The sequence below is a fragment of the Streptococcus mitis genome (assembly GCF_000722695.1).
Lineage (GTDB): Bacteria > Bacillota > Bacilli > Lactobacillales > Streptococcaceae > Streptococcus > Streptococcus mitis_O.
On record NZ_JPFU01000015.1, the window covers coordinates 117567 to 140901 of the forward strand.

The following is a 23335-nucleotide window of genomic DNA, read 5'->3' on the forward strand; positions in this document are numbered from 1 at the left end:
GAATTTGATTTTCGAAGAGTATGACAAGCAAACAATAACACTTTCTCCCCATTTACAATCCCATCAAACCATGGTACAATGAAAATTATGAAGAAATTATCAGGAGACAATTCATGAAAAAATCTATCTTAACGACTCTGCTTTTTGCAGTTCTTTACTTCCTCTGCATGGGGATTGGTGTCCTTTTGGGAAATCTCTTTGACCAAACTGGAAATATGTTTTATGCGCCTGCCTTTACTGCCCTTGTCGGCGGTAGCGCCTATATGATTCTGGTCGCAAAAGTTCCGCGCTTTGGAGCCATTACCACTATCGGCCTTGTTATTGCCCTCTTTTTCTTGGGGACTAAACACGGTGCTGGTGCCTTCCTTCCTGGAATTATCTGTGGCCTCCTAGCAGATGCAGTAGCTAGCCTAGGAAAATACAAGGACCAAACAAAGAACTTCCTTTCTTTCATTATTTTTGCCTTTAGCTCAACAGGTCCAATCTTACTTATGTGGATTGCGCCCAAAGCCTATATGGCTACCCTTCTGGCAAGAGGAAAATCCCAAGAATATATCGACCGTATCATGGTCGCGCCAAATCCTGGAACCATCCTTCTATTTGTCGCAAGTGTTGTCATCGGAGCCCTAGTGGGTGCCTTAATTGGACAAGCTTTGAGTAAAAAATTTGCGCAGAAAATCTAGTCAATAAAAAAGAGCCGCACGGCTCTTTTTATTTATGGCTCAAGACTTGGTCAAGAAATCTCCCAAGAATTGATACTCTTCGAAAATCTCTTCAAACTACGTCAACGTCGCCTTGCCGTATATATGGTTACTGACTTTGTCAGTTCTATCTGCAACCTCAAAACAATGTTTTGAGCAGCCTGCGGCTAGTTTTCTAGTTTGCTCTTTGATTTTCATTGAGTATGAATTTAAAGATAATCAAAATGATAATGATGGTTGCCAAGATGGTCACATCGTGATTGTAGCGGTTAAATCCATAAGCGATGGCTACGTTACCAATACCACCAGCTCCAACTGCCCCCGCCATAGCCGTTTCCCCAACAAGGGAAATCAAGGTCACAGTCGTCACACGGATCAAATCCGACAGTTCTTCTAGTAACTCTGAGCTTCCTAGGTTAAATTTTTTTACCTGAAAAACTTCTTTTTTCTAGTGATAAAATGAGCCCTATCACACTCACTACCAAAAACACCCACCAACAAAGCCTGATATCTTGTAAAGCTAAGAAGGAAAATATAGACATTCCCAAGGGTAATGTTAGGGAAAAAATCATACTCAAGAGATTATTACTTCTAGCTAATACATCCGCGCTCAAGTTAGACAGTAACAGAGTATCTAATTTAGGCATTGATTTCGACATCAAATACATGACAAAGGCTAAGCAAACAACACCTACTAGAGGAGAAAAATCTAAAATATTAGCAGTAGCAAGTAATACAAACAGACTTGCATTGAGCGATAGCAAACTTGAAAACGACAATTTCCCAAAATAATCATGGGGGGTTAGGCTACCAAGAATAGCTCCTCCCAAGTTAACACATTCAATTAAAAATAGGGCTTGAGCATAGCTGAGATGATAGATAGTATGGTCTAATAAGTAAAAGTGATAAATACCTCCAACAGCTCCTCCCAAAGTATTCATTACCAAAATGACAAGGATCATTTTAAACAATGATTGACTTTCTCTCTGTCTAAAGATATCATCCATGTCCGCATAGATTGCCTTAACTTGTTGAAGTAAACTAATCGACTTATCCTCTACCGTTACAGACAAATACGTCAATTCTCTTCGATTTTTGAACAAAATAAGAGAAGATAGTAAAAAGAAGCCAGCATTCACAATTGCAACAAAAGAAAAATTTTGGTGGCTTGTTGTGAGTAACCACACTCCTAAGGCTTGACCTCCTAGATTTGATAAATAGGAAACAAACTGAGTAAAGGAATAAGCTTCATAGAGTCTATCTTCCGAAATATTATGCTGGATAATCGGCATACGAAGGCCTGCTGTATAATCCGATAAAATATCCGAACAGATATTAACCATACAGATAAAAGCAAACGTTACGAAGTTCTGATCATGAATCACACTAGCAATCAAAAGAAATAGTAGACTTTGCACACAACCAACCCAAATAATTGTCCCTGCTTTATTCCGAGTATGATCAGCCTTAATCCCAACATAAAAAGTAAATAGGAAAGGTAAAATCGTAATCATATTCGCCATAAATACAGCTATATTTTTAAAGGGTAGACTCGCAGCATAAACAATAAATACCAGATTATAAATATAAGCTCCACTTGAGCTTAAAAACCTCGATAAGGTCAGTATTCTAAATAAATGATGTCTTAAGAATAGTTTCATAACAGGCCTTTCTCACATTTCAAAGAGTATTCTATTGAAATCAGTCTAACAAAAAAAGCGGGACTCCCCACTTTTTTGTAATATATTTTTTCTGAAAATAGAAACTCTAGCGCCTAGAAACTACTAATTATCAATCCATCTACAAGGCTATTTATTTTTCATCAGTCGATGTAACGAGAATATATTACAAATCTTTATTTGAAAGCTGATTTGCAAAATAGTTTTCATAGTATCTTGCACCATCTACATACTCTAAATCTTGTAAGATTGTAATACCTCTCTGGATTTTTTCAAGACCCTTATTTTTTACATTAAAAATAGTATCATAATACCCTTTAGCAATCATATAAATGATTTTAAGATAAGCTTGAGATTCTGGCAATTCTCGTTTTTCAATCTGAAAGATAAAATAATCTGCTTTTAATTTATCCTTTTCCTCTATCGCTTTAAAGAGTCCATTAATTAAAATGGTGTCAATACCAACTTTGTTACTAGGTAAAGAGCCTAATAAATCCGTCTTTTGCAACATCTCCCTAGAATATTTAAAATAGAGGGGCAGAGGAAACAAAGTAGAAATCGTTGAAAATAGTTCCAATTCATAATTTCCCCAGATGTCAATAGTAAAAAAATAGTCATAGAGAAAAGTCAATTCTTCATCCGTTGCCCTTATTTCTGAATCAAAAAACACAAGAAGGCTTTTGATACGAATCATTTGTAAGAGATAGCTCTTTTCACCACTTGAACTATACTTTTGAGTCGTCTCTTCATACAAGGAGTGGAGAGAATCAATCCCTTCTCTGTCATATAAATCCCAAAGATTTTCTTGAAAAGCCAAAACCTTTTTCTGAGAAAAACCACGTACCAAGTACATAAATTCATTCAAATCAGAGTGGATGTTATCTAAGGCAGTAATCAATTTCATAGAGGATAAGTCTGCTTCTCCACGCTCAAATTTGCTCAGCATGGAATAAGTAAACTCTCCTCCCGTCGCCTCCTGTAGAGATACATTCCGACTCTTTCTCAATTCTTTAAAAACTTCTCCCAGATTTTGCATATTGACTCCCCACAATTCTTAACTCTCTAACTCATAAAAGTAACGGTTGATAGCAACCAGTACAGAGAATTTTAAGTCTTGACTATAACGACAACTCCTATGAATGATGTACAGATTGCCTAGCTCTTTTTTATTTATGGCTCAATTTCTTAGTCAAGAAATCTCCCAAGAATTGGATTGCAAAGATAATCAAAATGATAATGATGGTTGCCAAGATAGTCACATCGTGATTGTAGCGGTTAAATCCATAAGCGATGGCTACGTTACCGATACCTCCAGCTCCAACCGCACCGGCCATAGCTGTTTCCCCAACAAGGGAAATCAAGGTCACAGTCGTCACACGGATCAAATCTGGAAGACCTTCTGATAGGTAAACACCCACGATGTCCCAGAAGGTCGCTCCGCTCGCTTGAGCCGCCTCAATGACACCACCATCCAATTCAGCCAAGACAACCTGCACCTGACGGGCAAAGAAGGCAAAAACTGCAAAAGATAGGGGTACGATAGCCGCATTTGGTCCGATACTTGTTCCTACGATTAGATGAGAGAAGGGTGACAAGACTGCCAAGAGAATGATAAATGGAACCGCACGGAAAATAGAGGTGATTTTATCCAAAATCCAGAAAACGACTTTATTTTCCAAGACACCACCTGGAGCTGTCAAGACAAGGAAAAGACCTGCCACTAGCCCCAAGAAACCTCCGATGATGAAGGAAAGAACTGTCATATAAAGGGTTAGATAGATGGCTGTTCCCCAGCCTGCTTGACCAGCCCAGCCCATTTTATAAACATTTGGTAAATAGGTTTGAATCAATGATTCCATCTTACTCTCCTCCTTTCAATACTTTTAGCTGTACGCCTGCTTGACGAATGGCTTCTTGGGCACCTGCCAACGCTGCTTTTTCACCTGACAAGACCACCACCAATTCTCCAACAGGAGTGCCGTCGAGTATTTCGATATTCCCATAGAGGATATTAGCCGTTACTTGGTAACGCTTGTACAATTCATTCAAAAGTGGCTCGTCTGTTGAAGCTCCAGCGTACTTGAGTTGCACCAAGAGACTGTTTTCAGACAAGTGTTCCACGATTTCTTGCTTCTCGATTTTGACCATGGCTTCGTCAATACCTGTAGCAGTTGAGATAAAGTCCTGGGTCAAGGGTTGTTTAGGATTTGAGAAGATTTCAAGGACACTTCCCTCTTCAATCAAATGCCCATCCTGCATAACTGCCACACGGTTGGCAATGTCTTTGACAATCTGCATTTCATGCGTAATCAAGACAACAGTTAAGCCTAATTTTTGGTTCAAATCTTGTAACAAGGCCAAAATCTGCTTGGTTGTCTTAGGGTCAAGGGCAGAAGTTGACTCGTCTGAAATCAAGATTTTTGGATCATTTGCCAAGGCACGCGCAATGGCTACACGCTGTTTTTGCCCTCCAGATAGTTGTGAAGGGTAGTTTTCAGCACGGTCTGCCAAGCCAACCAAGTCCAACAACTTAGCTACTTTAGCCTTCTTTTCTTCCTTGCTAAGTCCAGAGTGTTTGAGGGCAAAGGCTACATTCTCCTCTGCCGTCTTTTGGCTCATCAGGTTGAAATGCTGAAAAATCATTCCAATATCTTGACGTTTACGACGTAACTGCTCTGCTGTCAAGGTCACCTTGCCATCAAAAATCACATCGTCATCAATGGTAATTTTGCCTGCAGATGGCTTTTGCAAGAGATTAATCACCCGTACAAGGGTTGATTTCCCTGCTCCAGAATATCCAACGATTCCATAGATATCCCCTTCTTGGATGTGAATGGTCACATCCTTGACCGCTGTGATGGTTCTCTTCTTCTGATGAAAAGTCACATCGATCTGATCTAACTTGATAATATCTCTACTCATAGCTTCTAATCAGCTCCTCTACTAATTCAATATGGGTGTAATAATCGGCGATTCGCACGTTCTCATCTCCACCGTGGTCGCGACTATTAGCATTTCCTAGACCGAAGGCCACCATTGGTACCTCTAGGGCATCAAAGACCGTATGCATAGGCCCTGTCCCCGCTGTCGTCGGCAAGACCGAAACGCCCTGTGGATAGAATTTCTTGGCCAACTCGATTACATTGAGAATGGCTGGCGCGCTCATATCGCTTCGATAGCTCATCTCTCCCAAGGTATAGTATAATTCTACCTTATCAAAGCCATTTTTGTCTAGCTGTTTCCGAATTTTTTCCAGAACATCATGCGGTTCTAGGCCAGGAACCAAACGAACTTCTAGCTTAGCGCTGGCTTCTGCTGGCAAAATCGTTTTGACTCCTTGTCCTTGATAACCTGACTGAATCCCTTCGATATTAAGGGCTGGTTCAAAAAAGAAACGTTTTAGAAAGGCTGCGCGGTCCTCTTGTAAGAGAGGTAATTCCAAACCATAAATCTGGCTGATTTCCCCTGGATTTCGTTGAGCGTAGGTATCTACCAAGGCCAATTCCCGTTCATTTGGCTCTTGTACTTCTTCGTACAAGCCTTCAACCAAGATACGGCCATCTGCAGCACGAAGAGACTGTAAGGCTTGAAGGAGGTACCAAGGAGCTGATTCCACAACCCCACCATAACTGGAGTGGATATCCACATCAGCACTTTTAACCTTGGCATCGAAGGTCACAATCCCCTTATTTCCACCAGAAATTTCTAGCTGTTCCAAGGCATTTTTTGTCCCTTGTTCCCAGACCAACAAATCCGCCCCACGGAGTTTATCCGCATGTTTTTCCAGATACTTATCTAGGTCTGTTGAAGCCGATTCCTCCGCTCCCTCCATGATAAAACTGATATTGACAGGCAGATCATCATGGTGCTGCATATACTTTCTCAAAGCACACAAACGAGCCGTGATATGACCCTTGTCGTCATCAACCCCACGCCCATACATAAAACCATTGCGGACCGAAAGCGTAAAAGGAGCCTCTGTCCAGACCTGATCCCCATCCGCTGGCACAGTGTCATAGTGGTTATAGAAAATCAAGGTCTTGGCATCTGGGCGCGAACTCTTGAAATGCGCCATGACAAAGGGAGCCGTATAAGTCTCATCAATCTCCACTTCAGCCCCAACACGCTTGAAAATCTCACCCAGATAATTGGCGACTTCCTTGAGTCCAACCTGCTGGGCAAAGACTGATTTCTTAGAAATCAAAGTACGCAAAACCTCAAAATAATGCTGGACCACATGATCCTTTTCAAATTTTTCAATCTGTTCTTGTTCGCTAGGAAAAACCATATTCTCTCTACCTTTCTATGAACTACTCTTCCTGACAATCCATGCTTTATACAAAAGCAAGAGGTGGAATTTTCTCTCCCACCTCCCTGTTTCTTATTACCAAACTGGTTGATCCAAACCGTCTGATGTTTCTTCGATAACTTTTTTCACTTCATCTGTATGGTAAGCTGCAACAACTTTCTTGATAGCATCAGCTTTTGGTGATGATTCCCAATCTTTTTTCGCAACGATGATGTTGTACCATTGTTTTGAGTTTTCATCAGCTTGTTCTTTGAAAAGTGCTTTCTTGTAGTCCAATTTTGCTTCTGTAACGAAGGTATTGTTTACAACGGCAGCATCAACTGATGACAATGAACGAGCTGTTTGGCTAGCGTCCAATTCAGTGATTTTCAAGTTCTTTGGATTTTCTTTGATGTTAGCAACTGTTGCAAGAGCAGTTCCTGAAACGTCCAATTTAATCAAGCCAGCTGATTGAAGCAAGTAAAGCGCACGGCTTTCGTTTGTAGCATCGTTCGGTACAGCGATTTCTCCGTTCGCTGGGATATCTTCTACTTTAGTGTACTTGTTGTCACTTCCATTCAAACCTGAGTAAAGGCGGATTGGAGAGATGTATGTATCTGCAATCGCTACAAGGTCTTTCCCGTTTTCTTTGTTCCAGTTGTTCAAGAAGTTGTAGTGTTGGAAAGCGTTCAAATCTACTTCGCCATCAGCAGTTGCCTTGTTTGGTTGTGAGTAGTCTGTGAACTCTGTAAATTCCAAAGTGATACCGTCTTTTTTAACCAATTCTTGGATTTTGTCCCAACGTTTTTCTTCAGAACCGCTACGGTTAACAGTTGCGATTTTGATAGTTGTTGCATTGTCTGCTTTCTTTTCTGAGTTTCCGCAAGCTGCAAGAGCCAAACCTGCGACTGTAGCAAGGGCTGCTACACCAAGCCATTTTTTAATTTTCATGATTCTTTCTCCTTAAAAATAATACCGTACTAGTATCTCACAATTTGTTTGATTTCACAAATTGTTATTAGATAGTCAGATATATAGTTTAAAACTATATGCCTAAAGACTTAGAAATCATCCACCTGATTCAGAATGGATGATTTCAAAAAATTATTTAATATCAGCTTCTGCTGGTAGATAAGTGTCTCCGAAGAATTGTTTAGACAATTTTTCAAGAGTTCCGTCTTTATAGAGTTCTTTGATGCGTTTGTCTACAAATGTTTTCAACTCATCTTGACCTTTGGCAAGAAGTGGGTAAACGTAAGGTTGTTGGTCGCTTGGAAGTTCAATGACCTTCAAGTTGTCCAAGCCTTGGTTCTTGATGACTGTTTCAACACCGATTTTATCAAAAATCTTGTAGTCAAACTGGCCATCGCTCAAGCGTCCCATGATTTGTTGGAAGTCTGCTCTAGTGTAGTTAAGGACAGTTGGATTATCTGAGTGTTGTTTGTTATAGTCTTCCAACTGTTTAGCAGATGTTGTCCCTTGAACAACTTCTGTTGATTTTCCACCGATATCATCAAGCGATTTGATGCTAGAGTCATCTTTCTTCACTACCAGAACGTTAGGGTTTTTAGCAGTTGGCGCTGCATAAAGGTATTTTTCTGCACGTTCTTTAGTGTAGCTGATGTTATTAACTGCCATTTGGTAACGGTCAGCGTCAAGTCCTGCAAAAACACCTGACCACTCTGTTTTTTCAAACTTGACTTCATACTTATCAGAGTCTTTAAAGATAGCACGAACTAGTTCAATCTCATAACCAGTCAATTCACCATTTTCTTCATAGTTGAATGGTTTTGGTGAAGCATTGGTTGCAACGATAATTTCTTTCTTGCTAGCTGCTTCTCCTTCTTTCTTAGCACCACCTGAGCAAGCTGCTAAAACACCTGCAGCAACAAGTCCTAGGGCAGCAAGAGATGAGTATTTAACGATTTTTTTCATGTCATTTCCTCCAAAATAGAATACCTTATTATCTTATCAGAAAAAAAGTAATTATGCCATTATATGATATTTATCTCTGTGATAGATTTTCTTTATAGCCTATTTAAAATAGTAAACGTAGGACTGCAATCAAGACCACTCCAAAGAGAACCGTTCCGACTAGATTGCGGTAGCGAAAGGCTACCCAAGCTGTTGGAAATACTGCTAAGAAGTCCAGCCATTTGATTTGAGGAAGGTTGCCAACCTTGCCTGTCACTACGCTTGAAAGAATCAAGGCAAAGATAATCGAAACGGGCAAGAACTTCAAAAAACGCTCAACGATTGCAGGCAAACCCTTATACTTGACCAAGATGAAGGGAATCATACGGGGAATCCAAGTCACCAAGCCAGAGAAAATAACTGCTAATAAAAGATACTTACTGACCATCTAAAACCACCCCCATCGTACAACCAAGTAGCGTCGCAAACAGAACAGCTAGTGACTGAGACACCACTGTCAAGAGTAAAAAGAAGGACACCGCAACAACTGCTAGGATAATGAGCAGATTGCGGATAGGAATCCGTCTTTGCATAATCTGGAATTGCGAAGCAAAAATGCCGATGAACATCCCAACTAGGGCAAAATCTAAACCAAAGGTTTCTGGATTTGGCAGCAGGCCACCCAGAGCCGTTCCGACTACTGTTCCCACAAACCAAGCCACATAGCTGTTAAGATTGTTTCCGTGCATCCACATAGGATTGACCTTGTCTGCATGGGCCAATTCACCCATCAAAACACCATAAGTCTCATCCGTCAAGATACTAGACATACCAATATTTTGCCAGAGACTGGTATGACGGAAATAAGTCGATGCATGTAAACTCAACAAAAAGAGACGCAAATTAATCAAAAAGACCGTCATAGCAATGGCTACTACAGGTGCTTGGACCGCAATCAAGGCTAACATGGCAAACTGGGCGCTCCCAGCATAAACAAAGAGGCTCATCAAGCCCATCTCAACAGGTGTCACATAGGGCGCACCAATAATCCCACAGGCCAGTCCGATACTGACATAACCAAGAGCCGTTGGCATGGCTGCCTGCGCCCCCTCCCAAAATCCTTTTTCTTTCATCTTTCTCCTCATATTGTCTTAATAAATGGGCTGAAAAGGCTCCAGCCACAGCATGGACTATTATAACACATTCAGGAAAGAGAAAAAAGTCTGCTGATTTTGACCATCATAAAAAGACTGGCAATCCAGTCTCAAACATATATTATACAAATTCTCCGCTAAACACTTTCACGGATATTTAGGAGCATGGCAAAGGCAACTAGAAGAAATAGCAATAAAACAAAGCTAACTGCCAGAGTTCCAAAGCTAGTAGCAATGGTTACCAAAGCTATTGTAAATAAGCTAGGTAAAACAACCGTAATGGCGCCGATAGAGGATTGAACTGCTCCCATTGACTCCTCAGGTATTTGTTTAAAAACGAGTTCCTGTAATCGAGGAGATAGAACACCTGCGAAAAAGGCATCTAAGGCACTAAAGATAAGAATCCAGTCAAAACGAACTGTGCCAAATCCTACTAGAAGAAACAACTGGATGACAAGCGAGGCATATAGAGCTGTTTTTATAGAAATCATATTTTTCAGATAGCCACTCACAAGACTTCCGACAATAAGGGCTGCTAATTCAAGAGTGGATAACAAGGCAAGAGATTGACCTGTTTGTAAATTCAAAAAGGGTTGATTCCTCAAAAACAGAGTAGAGACAGGAACTGTAACATTTATCACTGCTTGACTAATAGAGATAATAAACAAAACCAAGAGTACCTGATTCATATTCCATATCAATTTCGATGATTGGAGCAAATGCTGGCAAAAGGATTTTACAGAGAGTCCTTCTTGATAGCTAATCGTTTTTTCTACTTTCAAGAGGTCATTTTTTATGAAGAGGATACCTAAAAATGCGATTAAAAAGGTAAGAGCGTTCAGCAAGGAAATAAACTGGATGGATAGAATACCTAGTAAGATCCCTCCTAGAATATTACTGATTGTTTTCACTAAACTAACAGTTGATTGTTTAAACCCAATAGCTTCTGCTAGATGGTCTTGCCCAATAATTCTAATGAAAATCGGAGTGAGCATGGCGCCTGAAAAATAACTCAATGTGTCAGACAAGAGGTTAATCAGACAAATAAAGGTTACTGGCAACAAGGAGAAAGACTGCCCTGAAAGCGACAGGGACACTATAGAGTAAAGCAAAAATTTTGCAAAACTAATGACTGTGTATTTCAAGACACGATGATGTTGAAAATCCGCCAAAACTCCCAGAAAGATTTGTAGAACTTGGGGAAGGGTTTCTGAAATCGTGATGAGTAAAATCGCCAAAGGGGCAAAAGAGGCATCTGCCACATAATTCAAAAAAGCCAGATAAAAAATCGTATCCCCAACCGTTGAAATCCATTGGTTGATAGTTAATTGCCTAAAATCTCTATTTTGAAGAAATACTTTCATCACAACTCCTTTTTAAGTTCCAGTGTATAGAAAACAAGACTTGGTTTGGCATTGAAATCCAAGTCTTGCTTATATTCTTTTTCTTTTTAGATTCATCCATTATACAACTATTAATACCGTATTTTATAATGAATCATATTTTAAAAATACCAGACCACACTATTCCCTGCTTGTATTTAGCTTCTTTCTTTTGGACAAATTTTGCTAAATCCAACAATTCTGTCGGCGGTTCACCTTTAAAACTCAACAATTCTTTAGAGACGGCAAATGAGAGACGTACAGCTAGCAAATCTTCATTACTACTAGAAAACTGTTTTGCTGTTTCCAGCAATTGCTTCCTAAAGTCTTCCGTCAAGCTAATTTCTTTATTATTGTACAGGGAATGAATTAAAATTTGTAACTGACTTTGTTTTTCCATCGTTTACCTCATCTTATCTAGGACGCCAAGTTTCACTTTTAGTCCAGCCATTTACAGTATGCTCATAATTAAGCATATACTGTACGAATTCCCATCTATAAACCACTTCTGCAACTTAGGATTTGCTTGAAGTGCTTTACAAAGATAGTATAACATAGAAATTAGCTTATTTTAGAAAATCGTATATTTGATATTTTTTCTTATAGAAATTTCAGATTTGCGATTTTATTAGATTTGATTATTTCACTGGTATAATAAAGTTATTACTAATGAGGAGTGGAGAAACTATGAAAAAACAAATTTTAACATTATTGACAGCCGTTGCTGATATTATTATCATTTTGCCATTTCTAACTAATCGATAAGCTCTTTGTATTGCTGCAAACGCAATTCAAAAAGGGCTATCAATTGTGGATTTTCTAATACTTGCAGAGATTGGATAAAGTGTTCAATCTCTTTTTGATTGCTTCCCTTAGTTTGAAGGAAAACACTCATTTTCTTTAAAAATTGCCATAATACTTTTTCAAAAACATCATACGGGCGCAGCATACTCTCCAACTCGGCTTCAAATGAAAGTTTCCTCATAGTAATGCAAAACTTTTTACCAAAATCAAATACTCCGAAATTTTCATCTCTTTAAATTCTAGTGCAATAACATAAGAATCTGACCAATACCATTGTAGACTATATGCAGTCCAATAGGCCAATAAATGGACTTTGTTGCTCTAAACAAGACTGCAAATATGAGACCGCCACCCATATATACAAAAAAGTCTGTTAAGACCCAACCATGGCCGCTAATGTGTAAGATTCCAAATAATATAGCCGAACCAAGTACATCCAGTCCCCATTTCTTCCCTTTCTCCAGAACTGTCATCACCAATCCCCGATACATGATTTCTTCAAAAATAGGAGCCAGTACTACAGGGTAGAGAAAGAACATCAAAAATGCCGTAGCTCCTGTAAAAGTAGGAGCGTAATGTTGATAAGAAATTGCATTTCTAGTAGGTGGAAAAAGAGAAAAGGTAACTCTGTTCCAAAGGAACAACAAAAGAAAAGCTAAGACACAATAAAACAAATAGGTCCAGCGAAACTTCTTACTGTTGATTTTCTGCCATTTTCCTGACTTAACCATAGTAAAAAAAGCAATAAAAACGACAAGAAAATGCAACATCATATCCGACAAATAATAGCCAAAGTCAGATAGACCAAGAGCAAAGTCGCTAGATAAAACCAGACCACTAAGATACTGGTAAGCAATGACGAGTAGGATTACTATAAAAAAGTAGTATCTTGAAGTTATCTTTCCCATTTTATTTTCTCCTATATATGAAATAAAGATAGCCCCTACCCAAGAAAAAGGCAAGGGCTTTAAACATCAATAACGACGTCTAGTCTCAGGAGCTGGAGGAGCAAAGTTAAAGTAGTTTTGCCATAGACCGCCCATTCCACCAGATTCCAATGGAGGATATGCCCTTCCTCCATAAACTGTCTCCAACTCAGCTTCTGTCAATTCCATTGTTTCTGCAAATTGTAAATTTAACATCTTTTATACTCCTTCAATTGTTTTTGCTTGTAAAGCACTTCTACGACCTAGGATTTGCTTTAAGTACTTTACAAGGACAGTATAACACGAAAATTGGCTTATTTTAAAAAATCGCATATTTGATATTTTTTCTTATAGAAATTTCAGATTTGCGATTTTAGTAGATTTGATTATTTCACTGGTATAATCAAGTTATTACTAATTAAGGAGTGGAGCAACTATGAAAAAACAAATTTTAACATTATTGACAGCCGTTGCTGATATTATTATCATTTTGCCATTTCTAACTAATCAATAAGTTCTTTGAATTGCTGCAAACGCAATTCAAAAAGGGCTATCAATTGTGGATTTTCTAATACTTGCAGAGATTGGATAAAGTGTTCAATCTCTTTTTGATTGCTTCCCTTAGTTTGAAGGAAAACACTCATTTTCTTTAAAAATTGCCATAATACTTTTTCAAAAACATCATACGGACGTAGCATGCTCTTCAACTCGGCTTCAAAGATTGGGATGTAGGAGAAAAGCTTGCGCTCCATGAGTTCTGATAAGATATTTAAGAGCCCTTGCTTCATATACAACCGATTGTGTACTAACTCTTTAAATTCCTTAGATTTCTCAATTAAAGCGGTTGATAAAAATATCAAATCTTGATTGCTCAAGAAGGGCATGGTATTGCAAAAGAGATAGAGTTCAAACCAGGTCCAAGACTCAATAGCATAGAGATAGATAGTCAAAAACTCGCTATCTTCTTTTACCAATGGATAGTTCTTATCTAAGGAATGGAGTGCGTTTTTAATTACAATAGCATTCAAACGACGATAGGTCTGCGCCATCTGTTCTTGTTCGACTTCCTCCAACAGTTGCTCTAAACCAGCAATATCTTGATGGGCAAAGCAATCCACAACCCTTCTACCAATTCGCATATGTGGAGATTCTTGATAGTTGTTAAGCTTGTGCCCAAATTCATCGAAATTCATATTGATCCCTTGAATAGCTAGGATTATCTTGTCCGCAGATAGCATAGACTGTCCTAGTTCAAACTTGGATAGCTGAGAGGCTGTTAGCCCAGCACAAGCCACATCTGACTGTTTTAGCTTTCTAGCCAAGCGCAATTCCTTGTAAAATTCTCCCAATTCCATTCTCTCAATCATCTTACCACCTCCTATTCTTCATATATTATATCATTATTTCTACAGTTTTGTCAAAATATTCTGACATTTTAGCGAGTGAAAAAGCCAGCCCTAAGCTGACTCTTTATTCCATGGTATCAAAAGCGAGGCTTGGTTTGGCATTGAGATCCAAGTCTGCATAGTTTTCTTTGTTCCACTCGCTGACGCTGGCATAGGCAATCATACCTGCATTATCTCCGCAGAGGCGTAGGGGTGGGATGATAACCTTGACATCTGTGATTTCGGCTGCTAGGCGTTCTCTGAGACCTTTATTGGCTGCCACGCCACCAGCCACAACTAGAGTTTTAACAGGGTATTTTTCCAAGGCTTTCTTGGTTTTAGCCATGAGAATGTCCATAACTGCCGCTTGGAAGGATGCACACAAGTCCTCTGTTGACAAACTCTCTCCCTTTTGCTCGGCATTGTGGTGAAGGTTGATAAAGGCAGACTTCAAACCTGAGAATGAAAACTCCAGATTATCCTCCTTAATCATAGCACGTGGGAAATCATAAATATCCTGCCCCTGATGAGCCAATTCGTCAATCTCGCGACCTGCTGGATAGGTCAAGCCCATGACGCGACCGACCTTATCATAGGCCTCACCAACCGCATCATCTCGCGTTTCCCCAACAATCTTGTAATCCCCAGCCTCAGAAACATAGACCAACTCCGTGTGCCCACCGCTGACTAAGAGGGCTAACAAGGGAAATTCCAAAGGCTCCACGCTCTGAGCTGCCATGAGGTGGCCAGCCATGTGGTTAACGGGAATCAGCGGAAGTCCATGTGCCCAAGCAAAGGCCTTGGCAGCTGACAAACCAACTAGTAAGGCTCCGACCAATCCTGGTCCGTAGGTGACCGCCACAGCTATCACGTCCTCTTCCGTAATCCCTGCTTCTGCTAGCGCCTCCTCGATACAGGCTGTAATGACCTCGACATGGTGGCGACTGGCTACTTCTGGCACTACGCCCCCAAAACGTTTGTGACTCTCAATTTGACTAGCAATGACATTGGACAAGAGCTCATCGTCGTTTTTCAAGACGGCAACACTAGTCTCATCACAGGATGTCTCAAATGCTAAAATATATCTATCCTTCATCTATTTCTCTCTTCATGATGATGGCGTCCTCGACTGGGTCATGGTAGTAGGCCTTTCGCTCAGCGATGACCGCCATTTTTTCTTTCTTGTAAAATGCTTGCGCTCGTTGATTTGACTTTCTGACTTCGAGGAAAATCTCCTTGTCTGCTGGTAATTGAGTAAACAAGGCTGACGCAATTCCATTCCCCTGATAGGTTTGTTTGACAGCGATTTGCAGGACTTCTGCTTCAAAGATATTTTCCTGTACAGCTAGAAAGCCAATCACTTCTGCCCCATCATAAGCCAGAGCATACCAAGTCTGATCTTGAGCCAGGTCTGCTTGGATTTGTTCCAGCGTCCAAGGACTGACTGAGTAAACATCCACCATGACAGCGTAGATGGCTTGAGCCAAGTCAGGCTGCTGTTGGATTCGTTTGATTTCAATCATAGGCGTTTAATGTAAGATTCGCCAGACTCGGTATGGTTCTTGAGCCAATTTTCCTCAGCCTCAACTCGTTTGAGGTAATTCGGCACAAAATCATGCAAGGAATCAGCTTCCTTATCCCAAGCCAAAAGAGCAAGATTGGCTGCATTAGGCAAGGTTTCTTTGTAATTAGTCCTTGGCAAGTGTGCTTGAATCTGCTCAACAAAAGGGCCGACTTCTCCGACAAAGGTAACCTGACTAGCACCCTTGATTAGCTCAATCACTCTCTCAAAGGAAAGGTGCGCTTCTGGCATGACAGGTTTAGCATTTTCATAAAATCCTGCGTAAACATTATTACGACGTGCATCCATCAAAGGGACGAACAAGCCTTCTTGTTGGTAGGGCACCAGAGCCAAGAGGCTAGACATACCAACTAACTCAATGTTCAGAGTATGAGCCAGCGTCTTGGCAGTGGCTACCGCAATTCGCAAACCTGTGTAGCTACCTGGCCCCTCTGCCACCACGATTCGATCCAAGTCCTTGGGTGTCCAATCCAAACTTGCCATCAAAAAATCGATGGCAGGCATGAGGGTAATACTGTGATTTTTCTTGATGTTAATAGTCGTCTCGGCAAGAACCTGCTTGTCCTCTAAAATAGCTAGAGAAAGAGCCTTGCTGGACGTATCAAAAGCTAATACTTTCATAACACATTCCTATCTTTTGGTCTGCTTACTATTATACTACAAAAGCTGGCACATGGGAATTTTCTTTATCCCCAAACAAAATGCCTATACTTAAACAAAAAATAATTCGCAAATAAAATTAAAAAAATTTTCACTTTTCCTTTTCTTTTCCGAATATAAAAGTGAACAAGAAAATTGAAAGGATCTCCGTAAAAGGTTTGATAAGTCATGCTAGATAAAAGACACATTTTTAGAAGGATAAATTTTCTCTTCTTCATCTCTTACAGCTTTCTCAGCATTCTCAATGATTTAAACATTACTACTATCCCTTTACCAATTGATTTATCTGTTTGTATTGTTTTATTTTTATGCTTCAACTCTATTTTTGAGCAGAGTAATGATCACCATAAAAATAATAAGCTCTGAAAATTTCATTGTCATGTCATTTTAGAAAAATGCAAAGCTGCCTCATCTTGATAGATGGGGTGGAATTTTCGTGTCGTAAATCTACTATCTCTATATCCCCAAACAAAAATGCCCTAGCATGAGCAGGGCATCTAAGTATTTAATCCAAAGTAAAATACAAACCAAACGACATAGGTTACGAGGAGGAGAAAAAGCGAGTAAAGAGTCACAAAGGTAATTTTCCACAAGAACTTGCTTTGTCGTTGTTCTAGTTTTGCAAACAGAAGATTCCCTCCATAAACACAAGCAACAAAAACGATGAAAGCTACCAAGCGAACTCCTATCGCAAAAGCAAATAAACTAATCATATGGCAACCTCCTTAGGTTAAAATTATCTTAATAAGTAAAATATTGCATATGCATCTAATTTCAATGGCATAAACACATCTACAAGTGCCTATAAACAGAAACCTTAAAAGATAAGTTAAAACTTATAAAATAAGATTCTGTTCATAGACACCAATATTCATATCAACACTTTTACGTAACAACTCATATTTTATAAAAACTTGGTCTTATACGAATCTAGAAAATAGAGCCACAGCTGCTCTTGCATATGCTCCTTTAGTTGTATTCCAAGCATTATTTGCTACAATAGGAGATAATCTTGTTAGGAATTCGGCATTGCAACTTCTATTATCTGCTAAAAATCCCCTAAAACACTTATCATGATAGAAACAAGCCATATCTAAATCATCAATAGCTGGAATAGAATATCCATTATTTCCATAACCACAATAATTACCATAAGAGCCTATAGGAAAAAGAGAGCGATCCATTCTAGCCAAAGCAGTTGACTCTCCGTTAGTCTCTATATCCGTTACGATTTCGTTTAAAACACGCCCTACCTCCAAAGCTTCATTATCTAAACCAAGCTCCTCTGCTTTATCTAATCTAACTACAGGGAAACCATGTTCATTCAATTCGGTAACTTTATCCAATTCAGATAACCAAGAATATTCTACTCTGTGATTAGACTCTAGTGCTGAAGCAGAACTATAAATAGCAAATAAAGTCGTAGTAAAAAAAGCCAAAACAATCAAAATAAAACTAAACTTATGTTTCATCGTAGAATCCTTTCTTATTGAGTTCATACTATCAAATACATCAATAGTATCCATAAGTTAAAAATAATGACAATAGCACTAAACAATATAGTTTCCGAATTATTTCCTTTCCAGCTTAGACTATTTCTTTCTATTATTATAGCATATACTTTTTGAGATTGCAAGCGCTTACCAAAGGGGACTATATGACTTTCTCGTTTCCGTCTTTTACTAATTTTTCATTTTATGTTATAATTGAAACAATTGTAACGAATCAAGGTCAATCTAGACACAAAATGGAATGAAATCAAGCAAATCTCTGCTAAAAGTTTGGAATAAGCTGACCTGTAAAATAGAAAGGAACTATATGATTTACAAAGTTTTTTATCAAGAAACAAAAGAACGTAGCCCACGTCGTGAAACAACACGCGCACTTTACCTAGACATCGATGCTAACTCAGAACTTGAGGGCCGTATCGCTGCTCGTCAACTTGTCGAAGAAAATCGCCCAGAGTACAATATCGAATATATCGAACGCTTGTCTGACAAATTGCTAGATTACGAAAAAGAAACTGGCGCCTTCGAAATTACGGAGTTCTAATATGGCCTATACTCTTAAACCTGAAGAAGTCGGCGTTTTTGCCATCGGTGGTCTGGGAGAAATCGGGAAAAACACTTACGGGATTGAATACCAAGATGAGATTATCATCGTCGATGCTGGGATTAAATTCCCAGAAGATGATTTGCTGGGTATTGACTACGTCATTCCTGATTATTCTTACATAGTAGACAATATCGACCGCGTCAAGGCTGTTTTGATTACCCACGGACACGAGGACCACATCGGTGGGATTCCTTTCCTGCTCAAGCAAGCAAATGTCCCAATCTATGCTGGACCGCTTGCCTTGGCTTTGATCCGTGGGAAACTCGAAGAACACGGCCTCTTGCGCAACGCCAAACTTTACGAAATCAACCACAATACTGAGTTGACCTTTAAAAATCTCAAGGCAACTTTCTTTAGAACGACTCACTCTATTCCAGAACCTTTGGGGATTGTCATTCATACTCCACAAGGGAAAATCGTTTGTACGGGTGACTTTAAGTTTGACTTTACTCCAGTTGGAGAACCTGCGGACTTGCACCGTATGGCAGCCCTTGGTGAAGAAGGTGTTCTCTGTCTTCTATCTGACTCAACAAATGCGGAAGTACCAACCTTTACCAACTCTGAAAAAGTCGTTGGCCAGTCCATCATGAAGATTATCCAAGGTATTGAAGGACGCATCATCTTTGCATCCTTTGCCTCAAATATCTTCCGTCTCCAGCAAGCAACTGAAGCTGCTGTTAAGACTGGACGCAAAATTGCGGTCTTTGGACGTTCTATGGAAAAGGCCATTGTCAACGGGATAGACCTTGGCTACATCAAAGCTCCTAAGGGAACCTTTATCGAGCCAAATGAAATCAAAGACTACCCTGCAGGCGAGGTTCTCATCCTCTGTACAGGTAGTCAGGGTGAGCCGATGGCTGCCCTCTCTCGTATCGCCAACGGAACCCACCGTCAGGTACAACTCCAACCAGGCGATACGGTTATCTTCTCTTCAAGTCCTATCCCTGGAAACACTACTAGCGTTAACAAGCTGATTAACATCATTTCAGAAGCTGGTGTCGAAGTTATCCACGGTAAGGTTAACAATATCCATACATCTGGACACGGTGGCCAGCAAGAGCAAAAACTTATGCTCCGCTTGATTAAGCCAAAATACTTCATGCCTGTCCACGGTGAATACCGCATGCAAAAAGTCCACGCTGGACTAGCAGTAGATACTGGTGTCGAGAAGGACAATATCTTTATCATGAGCAATGGTGATGTACTTGCCCTTACTGCTGACTCAGCTCGTATCGCAGGTCATTTCAACGCCCAAGACATCTATGTCGATGGAAATCGTATCGGTGAAATCGGCGCTGCTGTCCTCAAAGACCGTCGTGATCTATCTGAAGACGGTGTCGTTCTGGCAGTCGCAACTGTTGACTTCAAATCGCAGATGATTCTGTCTGGTCCAGACATCCTCAGTCGAGGCTTTGTCTATATGAGAGAGTCTGGTGATTTGATTCGCCAAAGCCAGCGTATCCTCTTCAATGCAATTCGTATCGCACTCAAAAATAAGGAGGCCAGCGTGCAATCTGTCAATGGTGCCATTGTCAACGCTATTCGCCCCTTCCTCTATGAAAATACCGAACGTGAACCGATTATCATCCCAATGATCCTCACACCAGATGAAGAATAAAGCAAGAAAACAGCCCCGACGGAGCTGTTTTTTCTATGCTTTCTTTTCTTGATTCTTAGAAATACTACGATTTTTACCTTCCAAATATACCATCAAAATAGAAATATCTGCTGGATTTACTCCCGAAATACGGCTGGCTTGGCCGATGGTTTCTGGATTGATGAGTTTGAACTTCTGACGGGCTTCGGTTGCGATAGAATCAATATCATCCCAGTCAATATTAGCTGGAATACGTTTTTCTTCCATGCGTTTCATCTTGGCAACCTGATCCATGGCTTTGGAAATATAACCTTCGTACTTGATTTCTGTTTCAATCAATTCGATAATCTTGTCATCCAAGTCCTCTGCTGCTGGTCCGATAAAGGCCACCACATCTTGGTAAGAAATTTCTGGACGGCGAAGGAATTCCTTGGCTGTCACCGCATCTGTCAACGGCTTAAAGCCCATCTCCTCAACCTTAGCATTGGTTTCCTTGACTGGCTTGAGTTTGATACTGTCTAGGCGCTTCATCTCATTGTCAAATTGATTTTTCTTGATTTCAAAACGGGTCCAACGTTCATCATCCACAAGTCCAATCTCGCGTCCCATCTCTGTCAAGCGCATATCGGCATTGTCATGACGGAGAATGAGACGGTATTCAGCACGACTGGTCAAGAGACGGTAAGGTTCAATGGTGCCCTTAGTCACCAAGTCGTCAATCATCACTCCGATATAACCATCACTTCGCTTCAAAATCAACTCAGGCTTGCCTTGGACTTTCAGAGCCGCATTGATACCAGCGATAATCCCTTGGCCTGCTGCCTCTTCGTAACCTGACGTTCCATTTGTCTGACCAGCAGTGAAAAGTCCTGAGATTTTCTTGGTTTCCAAAGTCGCACGCAACTGGTGAGGCAAGACCATGTCATACTCAATGGCGTAACCAGTTCGCATCATCTCAGCATTTTCCAAACCTTTGATGGAATGAACCAAGTCACGTTGGACGTCCTCAGGCAGACTGGTTGAGAGGCCTTGAACATAGACTTCCTCTGTATTGCGCCCTTCTGGCTCAAGGAAAAGTTGGTGGCGTTCTTTGTCCGCAAAGCGCACAATCTTGTCCTCAATCGACGGACAGTAACGAGGCCCCACTCCCTTGACCACACCTGTGAACATAGGCGCACGGTGGAGGTTATTTTGGATAATTTCATGACTGCTACCATTGGTATAGGTCAACCAGCATGGTACTTGGTCCTTGACATAGTCTTCATCACGTGAAGTGTATGAGAAGTGATTAGGCGCTTCGTCTCCTGGCTGAATCTCTGTCACATCGTAATTGATAGAAGAAGCCTTAACACGTGGAGGCGTTCCTGTCTTGAAACGACCAATTTCGAGTCCTAATTCCTTAAGGTTATCAGCAAGGTTAATCGAAGCTAGGCTATGGTTAGGTCCTGATGAGTACTTGAGGTCTCCGATGATGATTTCCCCACGGAGAGCAGTCCCTGTAGTCACGATAACAGCCTTGGCAGCATACTCTTGATGGGTCGCTGTACGAACACCGACAACCTTGCCATCTTCCACCAAAATCTCATCAATCATGGTTTGACGAAGGGTCAAATTTTCTTGATTTTCAACTGTCTTGCGCATCTCCTTAGAGTAAAGCTCCTTGTCAGCCTGCGCACGAAGAGCACGAACAGCTGGCCCCTTCCCTGTGTTGAGCATCTTCATCTGGATGTAAGTCTTGTCAATAGTTTTAGCCATTTCACCACCGAGGGCATCGACTTCACGCACGACAATCCCCTTGGCAGAACCACCGATAGAGGGATTACAAGGCATGAAAGCCAACATTTCAATGTTGATAGTCGCAAGCAAGACCTTACAGCCCATACGGCTAGCAGCTAAGGAAGCCTCGACCCCAGCGTGTCCCGCACCAATTACAATAATATCGTATTCTTCTGTAAAATTATAAGTCATTTCTTAACCTTTCAAAAATTTCTCGTAAATAAGGAACTAACTTCTCCTCCTCTAGAGCTTGAGCCATAGTAACCCATTTAAAGTGTGTATGCTCTTCAGGATCTAATCTGATAATTGGCTTCTCCCCAACCCACTCTGCTTTATAAACTAAGCGAGTAAAGACAGTATCCTTAGAAGTATCCAGTTGACTATCTTCGTGAAGAAGTTTGAGCGAACTGCTATCTAGTCTAACTCCCGCTTCTTCAATACATTCTCTAAGAGCTCCATCTCGCGGAAGTTCACCCTTTTCAACTCCACCACCAGGAATATCCCAGTAAGTTGGATAAACGTTGGGTTGTCCTCTTTTAATTTCCGAACGCTGAATGAGCAAATAATCAGCACCGCTTTGAACAAGTACATGGGCAATAAGCTTAACCATCATTTTCTCTCCTATTCCTCAAGATGAATGTGTATTAGTTGACCGTCCCAATCTGGTAGGGCTGTTTTTAGAAAGGCTGGAACTAGCTGGAAATCCTCAAGTTTGTCCAAATCAATCCATTCGCAGGATTGCGTCTTCTCATCTTCCTGCATGGTCAATGGGGCATCTTCAAGCAAGTCCACCAGATAATGAAACTCGATGTTGTGATAGGAAACACCGTCCTGTTCAAAACGATTTTCAACTACGAAAGCTAGTTGCCCAGCTTGAGCTTTTACACCCAGTTCTTCCCTCACTTCACGGACTACCGCGTCTTCCGTGCTTTCATTGACTTGAATCGCACCGCCAATAGTGTAATACTTGCCCTTGGCTTTGGTAACTAGGAGCTTGCCATTTTGGAGAATCAAGGCTGTCGCCCGAACACCAAAAACCGTATTGTCTACTTTTGTCCGAAAGTCTTGTTGAGTCATTTTTGTCCTTTCCTCTAAACGACACAAAAACAGTCAAAACTCCAAAGAAGTGCAGGACAAAAGAGCCTGCAACATCCATGAGCTTTGACCATCATTTCTATTGCTGTTATTATTGTAGCAGATTGAGAAAATTTGTCAATCTATATGTACTAACACTATTAATAAAATTGGGAATACCCCAAGTTTAACAAAATAATATATAAGTTACAATGAGCACCTTACAATTTATTTATAGTAATTCGAATAAATTTTCTAAAACTGATAACACTGGATTCTCTTTTGTCACTCATTAATG

At 40.4% G+C, this 23335-nt stretch carries 25 protein-coding genes and 2 pseudogenes; 3 read left to right on the forward strand and 24 right to left on the reverse strand.

The window, feature by feature from the left end:
* Positions 1-113: 113 nt before the first annotated feature.
* Positions 114-683 carry an MptD family putative ECF transporter S component gene (locus tag SK629_RS10065; protein ID WP_042901744.1) on the forward strand — a complete coding sequence of 190 codons (570 nt, stop codon included), beginning with the start codon at positions 114-116 and terminating at the stop codon, positions 681-683.
* 193 nt (positions 684-876) lie between these two features.
* Here SK629_RS10065 and SK629_RS10070 read toward each other — a convergent pair.
* From SK629_RS10070 to SK629_RS12735, 21 genes and pseudogenes are all read right to left on the reverse strand, one after another.
* A pseudogene (locus tag SK629_RS10070) lies at positions 877-1101 on the reverse strand (hypothetical protein); the annotation flags it as partial.
* A gap of 16 nt (positions 1102-1117) precedes the next feature.
* On the reverse strand, positions 1118-2362 hold the full coding sequence (locus SK629_RS10075) for a hypothetical protein (protein WP_042901747.1): 1245 nt from the start codon (positions 2360-2362) through the stop codon (positions 1118-1120).
* Between the two features lie 184 nt (positions 2363-2546).
* Entirely contained in the window at positions 2547-3416 is an 870-nt protein-coding gene (locus SK629_RS10080; protein ID WP_042901748.1) for a helix-turn-helix domain-containing protein, read from the reverse strand.
* A 130-nt stretch (positions 3417-3546) separates the two neighbouring features.
* Complete coding sequence (locus tag SK629_RS10085) at positions 3547-4239, reverse strand: methionine ABC transporter permease (protein WP_000444647.1); 693 nt, start codon at positions 4237-4239, stop codon at positions 3547-3549.
* 1 nt (position 4240) lies between these two features.
* Entirely contained in the window at positions 4241-5302 is a 1062-nt protein-coding gene (locus tag SK629_RS10090) for a methionine ABC transporter ATP-binding protein (RefSeq protein ID WP_042901750.1), read from the reverse strand.
* Entirely contained in the window at positions 5295-6668 is a 1374-nt protein-coding gene (locus SK629_RS10095; RefSeq protein ID WP_042901752.1) for a M20 family metallopeptidase, read from the reverse strand. The genes SK629_RS10090 and SK629_RS10095 overlap by 8 nt, the downstream gene beginning before the upstream one ends.
* Before the next feature lie 96 nt (positions 6669-6764).
* The gene (locus SK629_RS10100) at positions 6765-7619 is read right to left on the reverse strand and encodes a MetQ/NlpA family ABC transporter substrate-binding protein (RefSeq protein WP_020902669.1); all 855 of its coding nucleotides are present in this window, start codon (positions 7617-7619) and stop codon (positions 6765-6767) included.
* A gap of 153 nt (positions 7620-7772) precedes the next feature.
* Positions 7773-8603, reverse strand: a complete 831-nt coding sequence (locus SK629_RS10105; RefSeq protein ID WP_042901754.1) for an amino acid ABC transporter substrate-binding protein — start codon at positions 8601-8603, stop codon at positions 7773-7775.
* Positions 8604-8706: 103 nt separating this feature from the next.
* Positions 8707-9030 carry an AzlD domain-containing protein gene (locus SK629_RS10110; RefSeq protein WP_042901755.1) on the reverse strand — a complete coding sequence of 108 codons (324 nt, stop codon included), beginning with the start codon at positions 9028-9030 and terminating at the stop codon, positions 8707-8709.
* Positions 9020-9715, reverse strand: coding sequence for an AzlC family ABC transporter permease (locus SK629_RS10115; RefSeq protein ID WP_080710301.1), 696 nt, complete (start codon positions 9713-9715; stop codon positions 9020-9022). Before SK629_RS10115 ends, SK629_RS10110 begins: the two co-directional genes overlap by 11 nt.
* 158 nt (positions 9716-9873) lie before the next feature.
* A complete protein-coding gene (locus tag SK629_RS10120) occupies positions 9874-11100 on the reverse strand; it encodes an MFS transporter (RefSeq protein WP_042901756.1) in 1227 nt (408 codons plus the stop codon).
* A gap of 133 nt (positions 11101-11233) precedes the next feature.
* Positions 11234-11518 carry a bacteriocin immunity protein gene (locus tag SK629_RS10125; RefSeq protein ID WP_042901758.1) on the reverse strand — a complete coding sequence of 95 codons (285 nt, stop codon included), beginning with the start codon at positions 11516-11518 and terminating at the stop codon, positions 11234-11236.
* Positions 11519-11872: 354 nt separating this feature from the next.
* A pseudogene (locus SK629_RS10130) lies at positions 11873-12088 on the reverse strand (Rgg/GadR/MutR family transcriptional regulator); the annotation flags it as partial.
* 73 nt (positions 12089-12161) lie between these two features.
* Complete coding sequence (locus SK629_RS10135; protein ID WP_042901762.1) at positions 12162-12830, reverse strand: CPBP family intramembrane glutamic endopeptidase; 669 nt, start codon at positions 12828-12830, stop codon at positions 12162-12164.
* A 66-nt stretch (positions 12831-12896) separates the two neighbouring features.
* Entirely contained in the window at positions 12897-13064 is a 168-nt protein-coding gene (locus SK629_RS12955) for a hypothetical protein (RefSeq protein ID WP_315010581.1), read from the reverse strand.
* Between the two features lie 287 nt (positions 13065-13351).
* Complete coding sequence (locus tag SK629_RS10140; protein WP_042901763.1) at positions 13352-14215, reverse strand: XRE/MutR family transcriptional regulator; 864 nt, start codon at positions 14213-14215, stop codon at positions 13352-13354.
* 103 nt (positions 14216-14318) lie between these two features.
* The gene (gene tsaD / locus SK629_RS10145) at positions 14319-15329 is read right to left on the reverse strand and encodes a tRNA (adenosine(37)-N6)-threonylcarbamoyltransferase complex transferase subunit TsaD (RefSeq protein WP_042901764.1); all 1011 of its coding nucleotides are present in this window, start codon (positions 15327-15329) and stop codon (positions 14319-14321) included.
* Entirely contained in the window at positions 15319-15756 is a 438-nt protein-coding gene (gene rimI, locus SK629_RS10150) for a ribosomal protein S18-alanine N-acetyltransferase (RefSeq protein WP_042901765.1), read from the reverse strand. The genes tsaD and rimI overlap by 11 nt, the downstream gene beginning before the upstream one ends.
* The gene (gene tsaB, locus SK629_RS10155; protein ID WP_042901766.1) at positions 15753-16436 is read right to left on the reverse strand and encodes a tRNA (adenosine(37)-N6)-threonylcarbamoyltransferase complex dimerization subunit type 1 TsaB; all 684 of its coding nucleotides are present in this window, start codon (positions 16434-16436) and stop codon (positions 15753-15755) included. The genes rimI and tsaB overlap by 4 nt, the downstream gene beginning before the upstream one ends.
* Positions 16437-16972: 536 nt before the next feature.
* Positions 16973-17188 carry a hypothetical protein gene (locus SK629_RS10160; RefSeq protein WP_042901767.1) on the reverse strand — a complete coding sequence of 72 codons (216 nt, stop codon included), beginning with the start codon at positions 17186-17188 and terminating at the stop codon, positions 16973-16975.
* A 207-nt stretch (positions 17189-17395) separates the two neighbouring features.
* The gene (locus SK629_RS12735) at positions 17396-17947 is read right to left on the reverse strand and encodes a hypothetical protein (protein WP_235219626.1); all 552 of its coding nucleotides are present in this window, start codon (positions 17945-17947) and stop codon (positions 17396-17398) included.
* A gap of 346 nt (positions 17948-18293) precedes the next feature.
* Between SK629_RS12735 and SK629_RS10170 the strand changes: the two genes are divergently transcribed.
* Together SK629_RS10170 and rnjA are read left to right on the forward strand one after the other, a co-directional pair.
* Positions 18294-18527, forward strand: a complete 234-nt coding sequence (locus SK629_RS10170; protein WP_042901769.1) for a DNA-dependent RNA polymerase subunit epsilon — start codon at positions 18294-18296, stop codon at positions 18525-18527.
* Between the two features lies 1 nt (position 18528).
* Positions 18529-20208 carry a ribonuclease J1 gene (rnjA, locus tag SK629_RS10175; RefSeq protein ID WP_042901770.1) on the forward strand — a complete coding sequence of 560 codons (1680 nt, stop codon included), beginning with the start codon at positions 18529-18531 and terminating at the stop codon, positions 20206-20208.
* 33 nt (positions 20209-20241) lie between these two features.
* On the opposite strand, the gene mnmG is transcribed toward rnjA, so the two are convergent.
* The 3 genes from mnmG to SK629_RS10190 are packed head-to-tail and all read right to left on the reverse strand — an operon-like array spanning position 20242 to position 23040.
* Positions 20242-22155: a tRNA uridine-5-carboxymethylaminomethyl(34) synthesis enzyme MnmG gene (gene mnmG, locus SK629_RS10180; protein WP_042901771.1), complete on the reverse strand. Its 1914-nt coding sequence runs from the start codon at positions 22153-22155 to the stop codon at positions 20242-20244.
* Positions 22145-22576, reverse strand: a complete 432-nt coding sequence (locus tag SK629_RS10185) for an NUDIX hydrolase (protein ID WP_042901772.1) — start codon at positions 22574-22576, stop codon at positions 22145-22147. Before SK629_RS10185 ends, mnmG begins: the two co-directional genes overlap by 11 nt.
* An 8-nt stretch (positions 22577-22584) precedes the next feature.
* The gene (locus SK629_RS10190) at positions 22585-23040 is read right to left on the reverse strand and encodes an NUDIX hydrolase (RefSeq protein WP_042901774.1); all 456 of its coding nucleotides are present in this window, start codon (positions 23038-23040) and stop codon (positions 22585-22587) included.
* Positions 23041-23335: the final 295 nt, after the last annotated feature.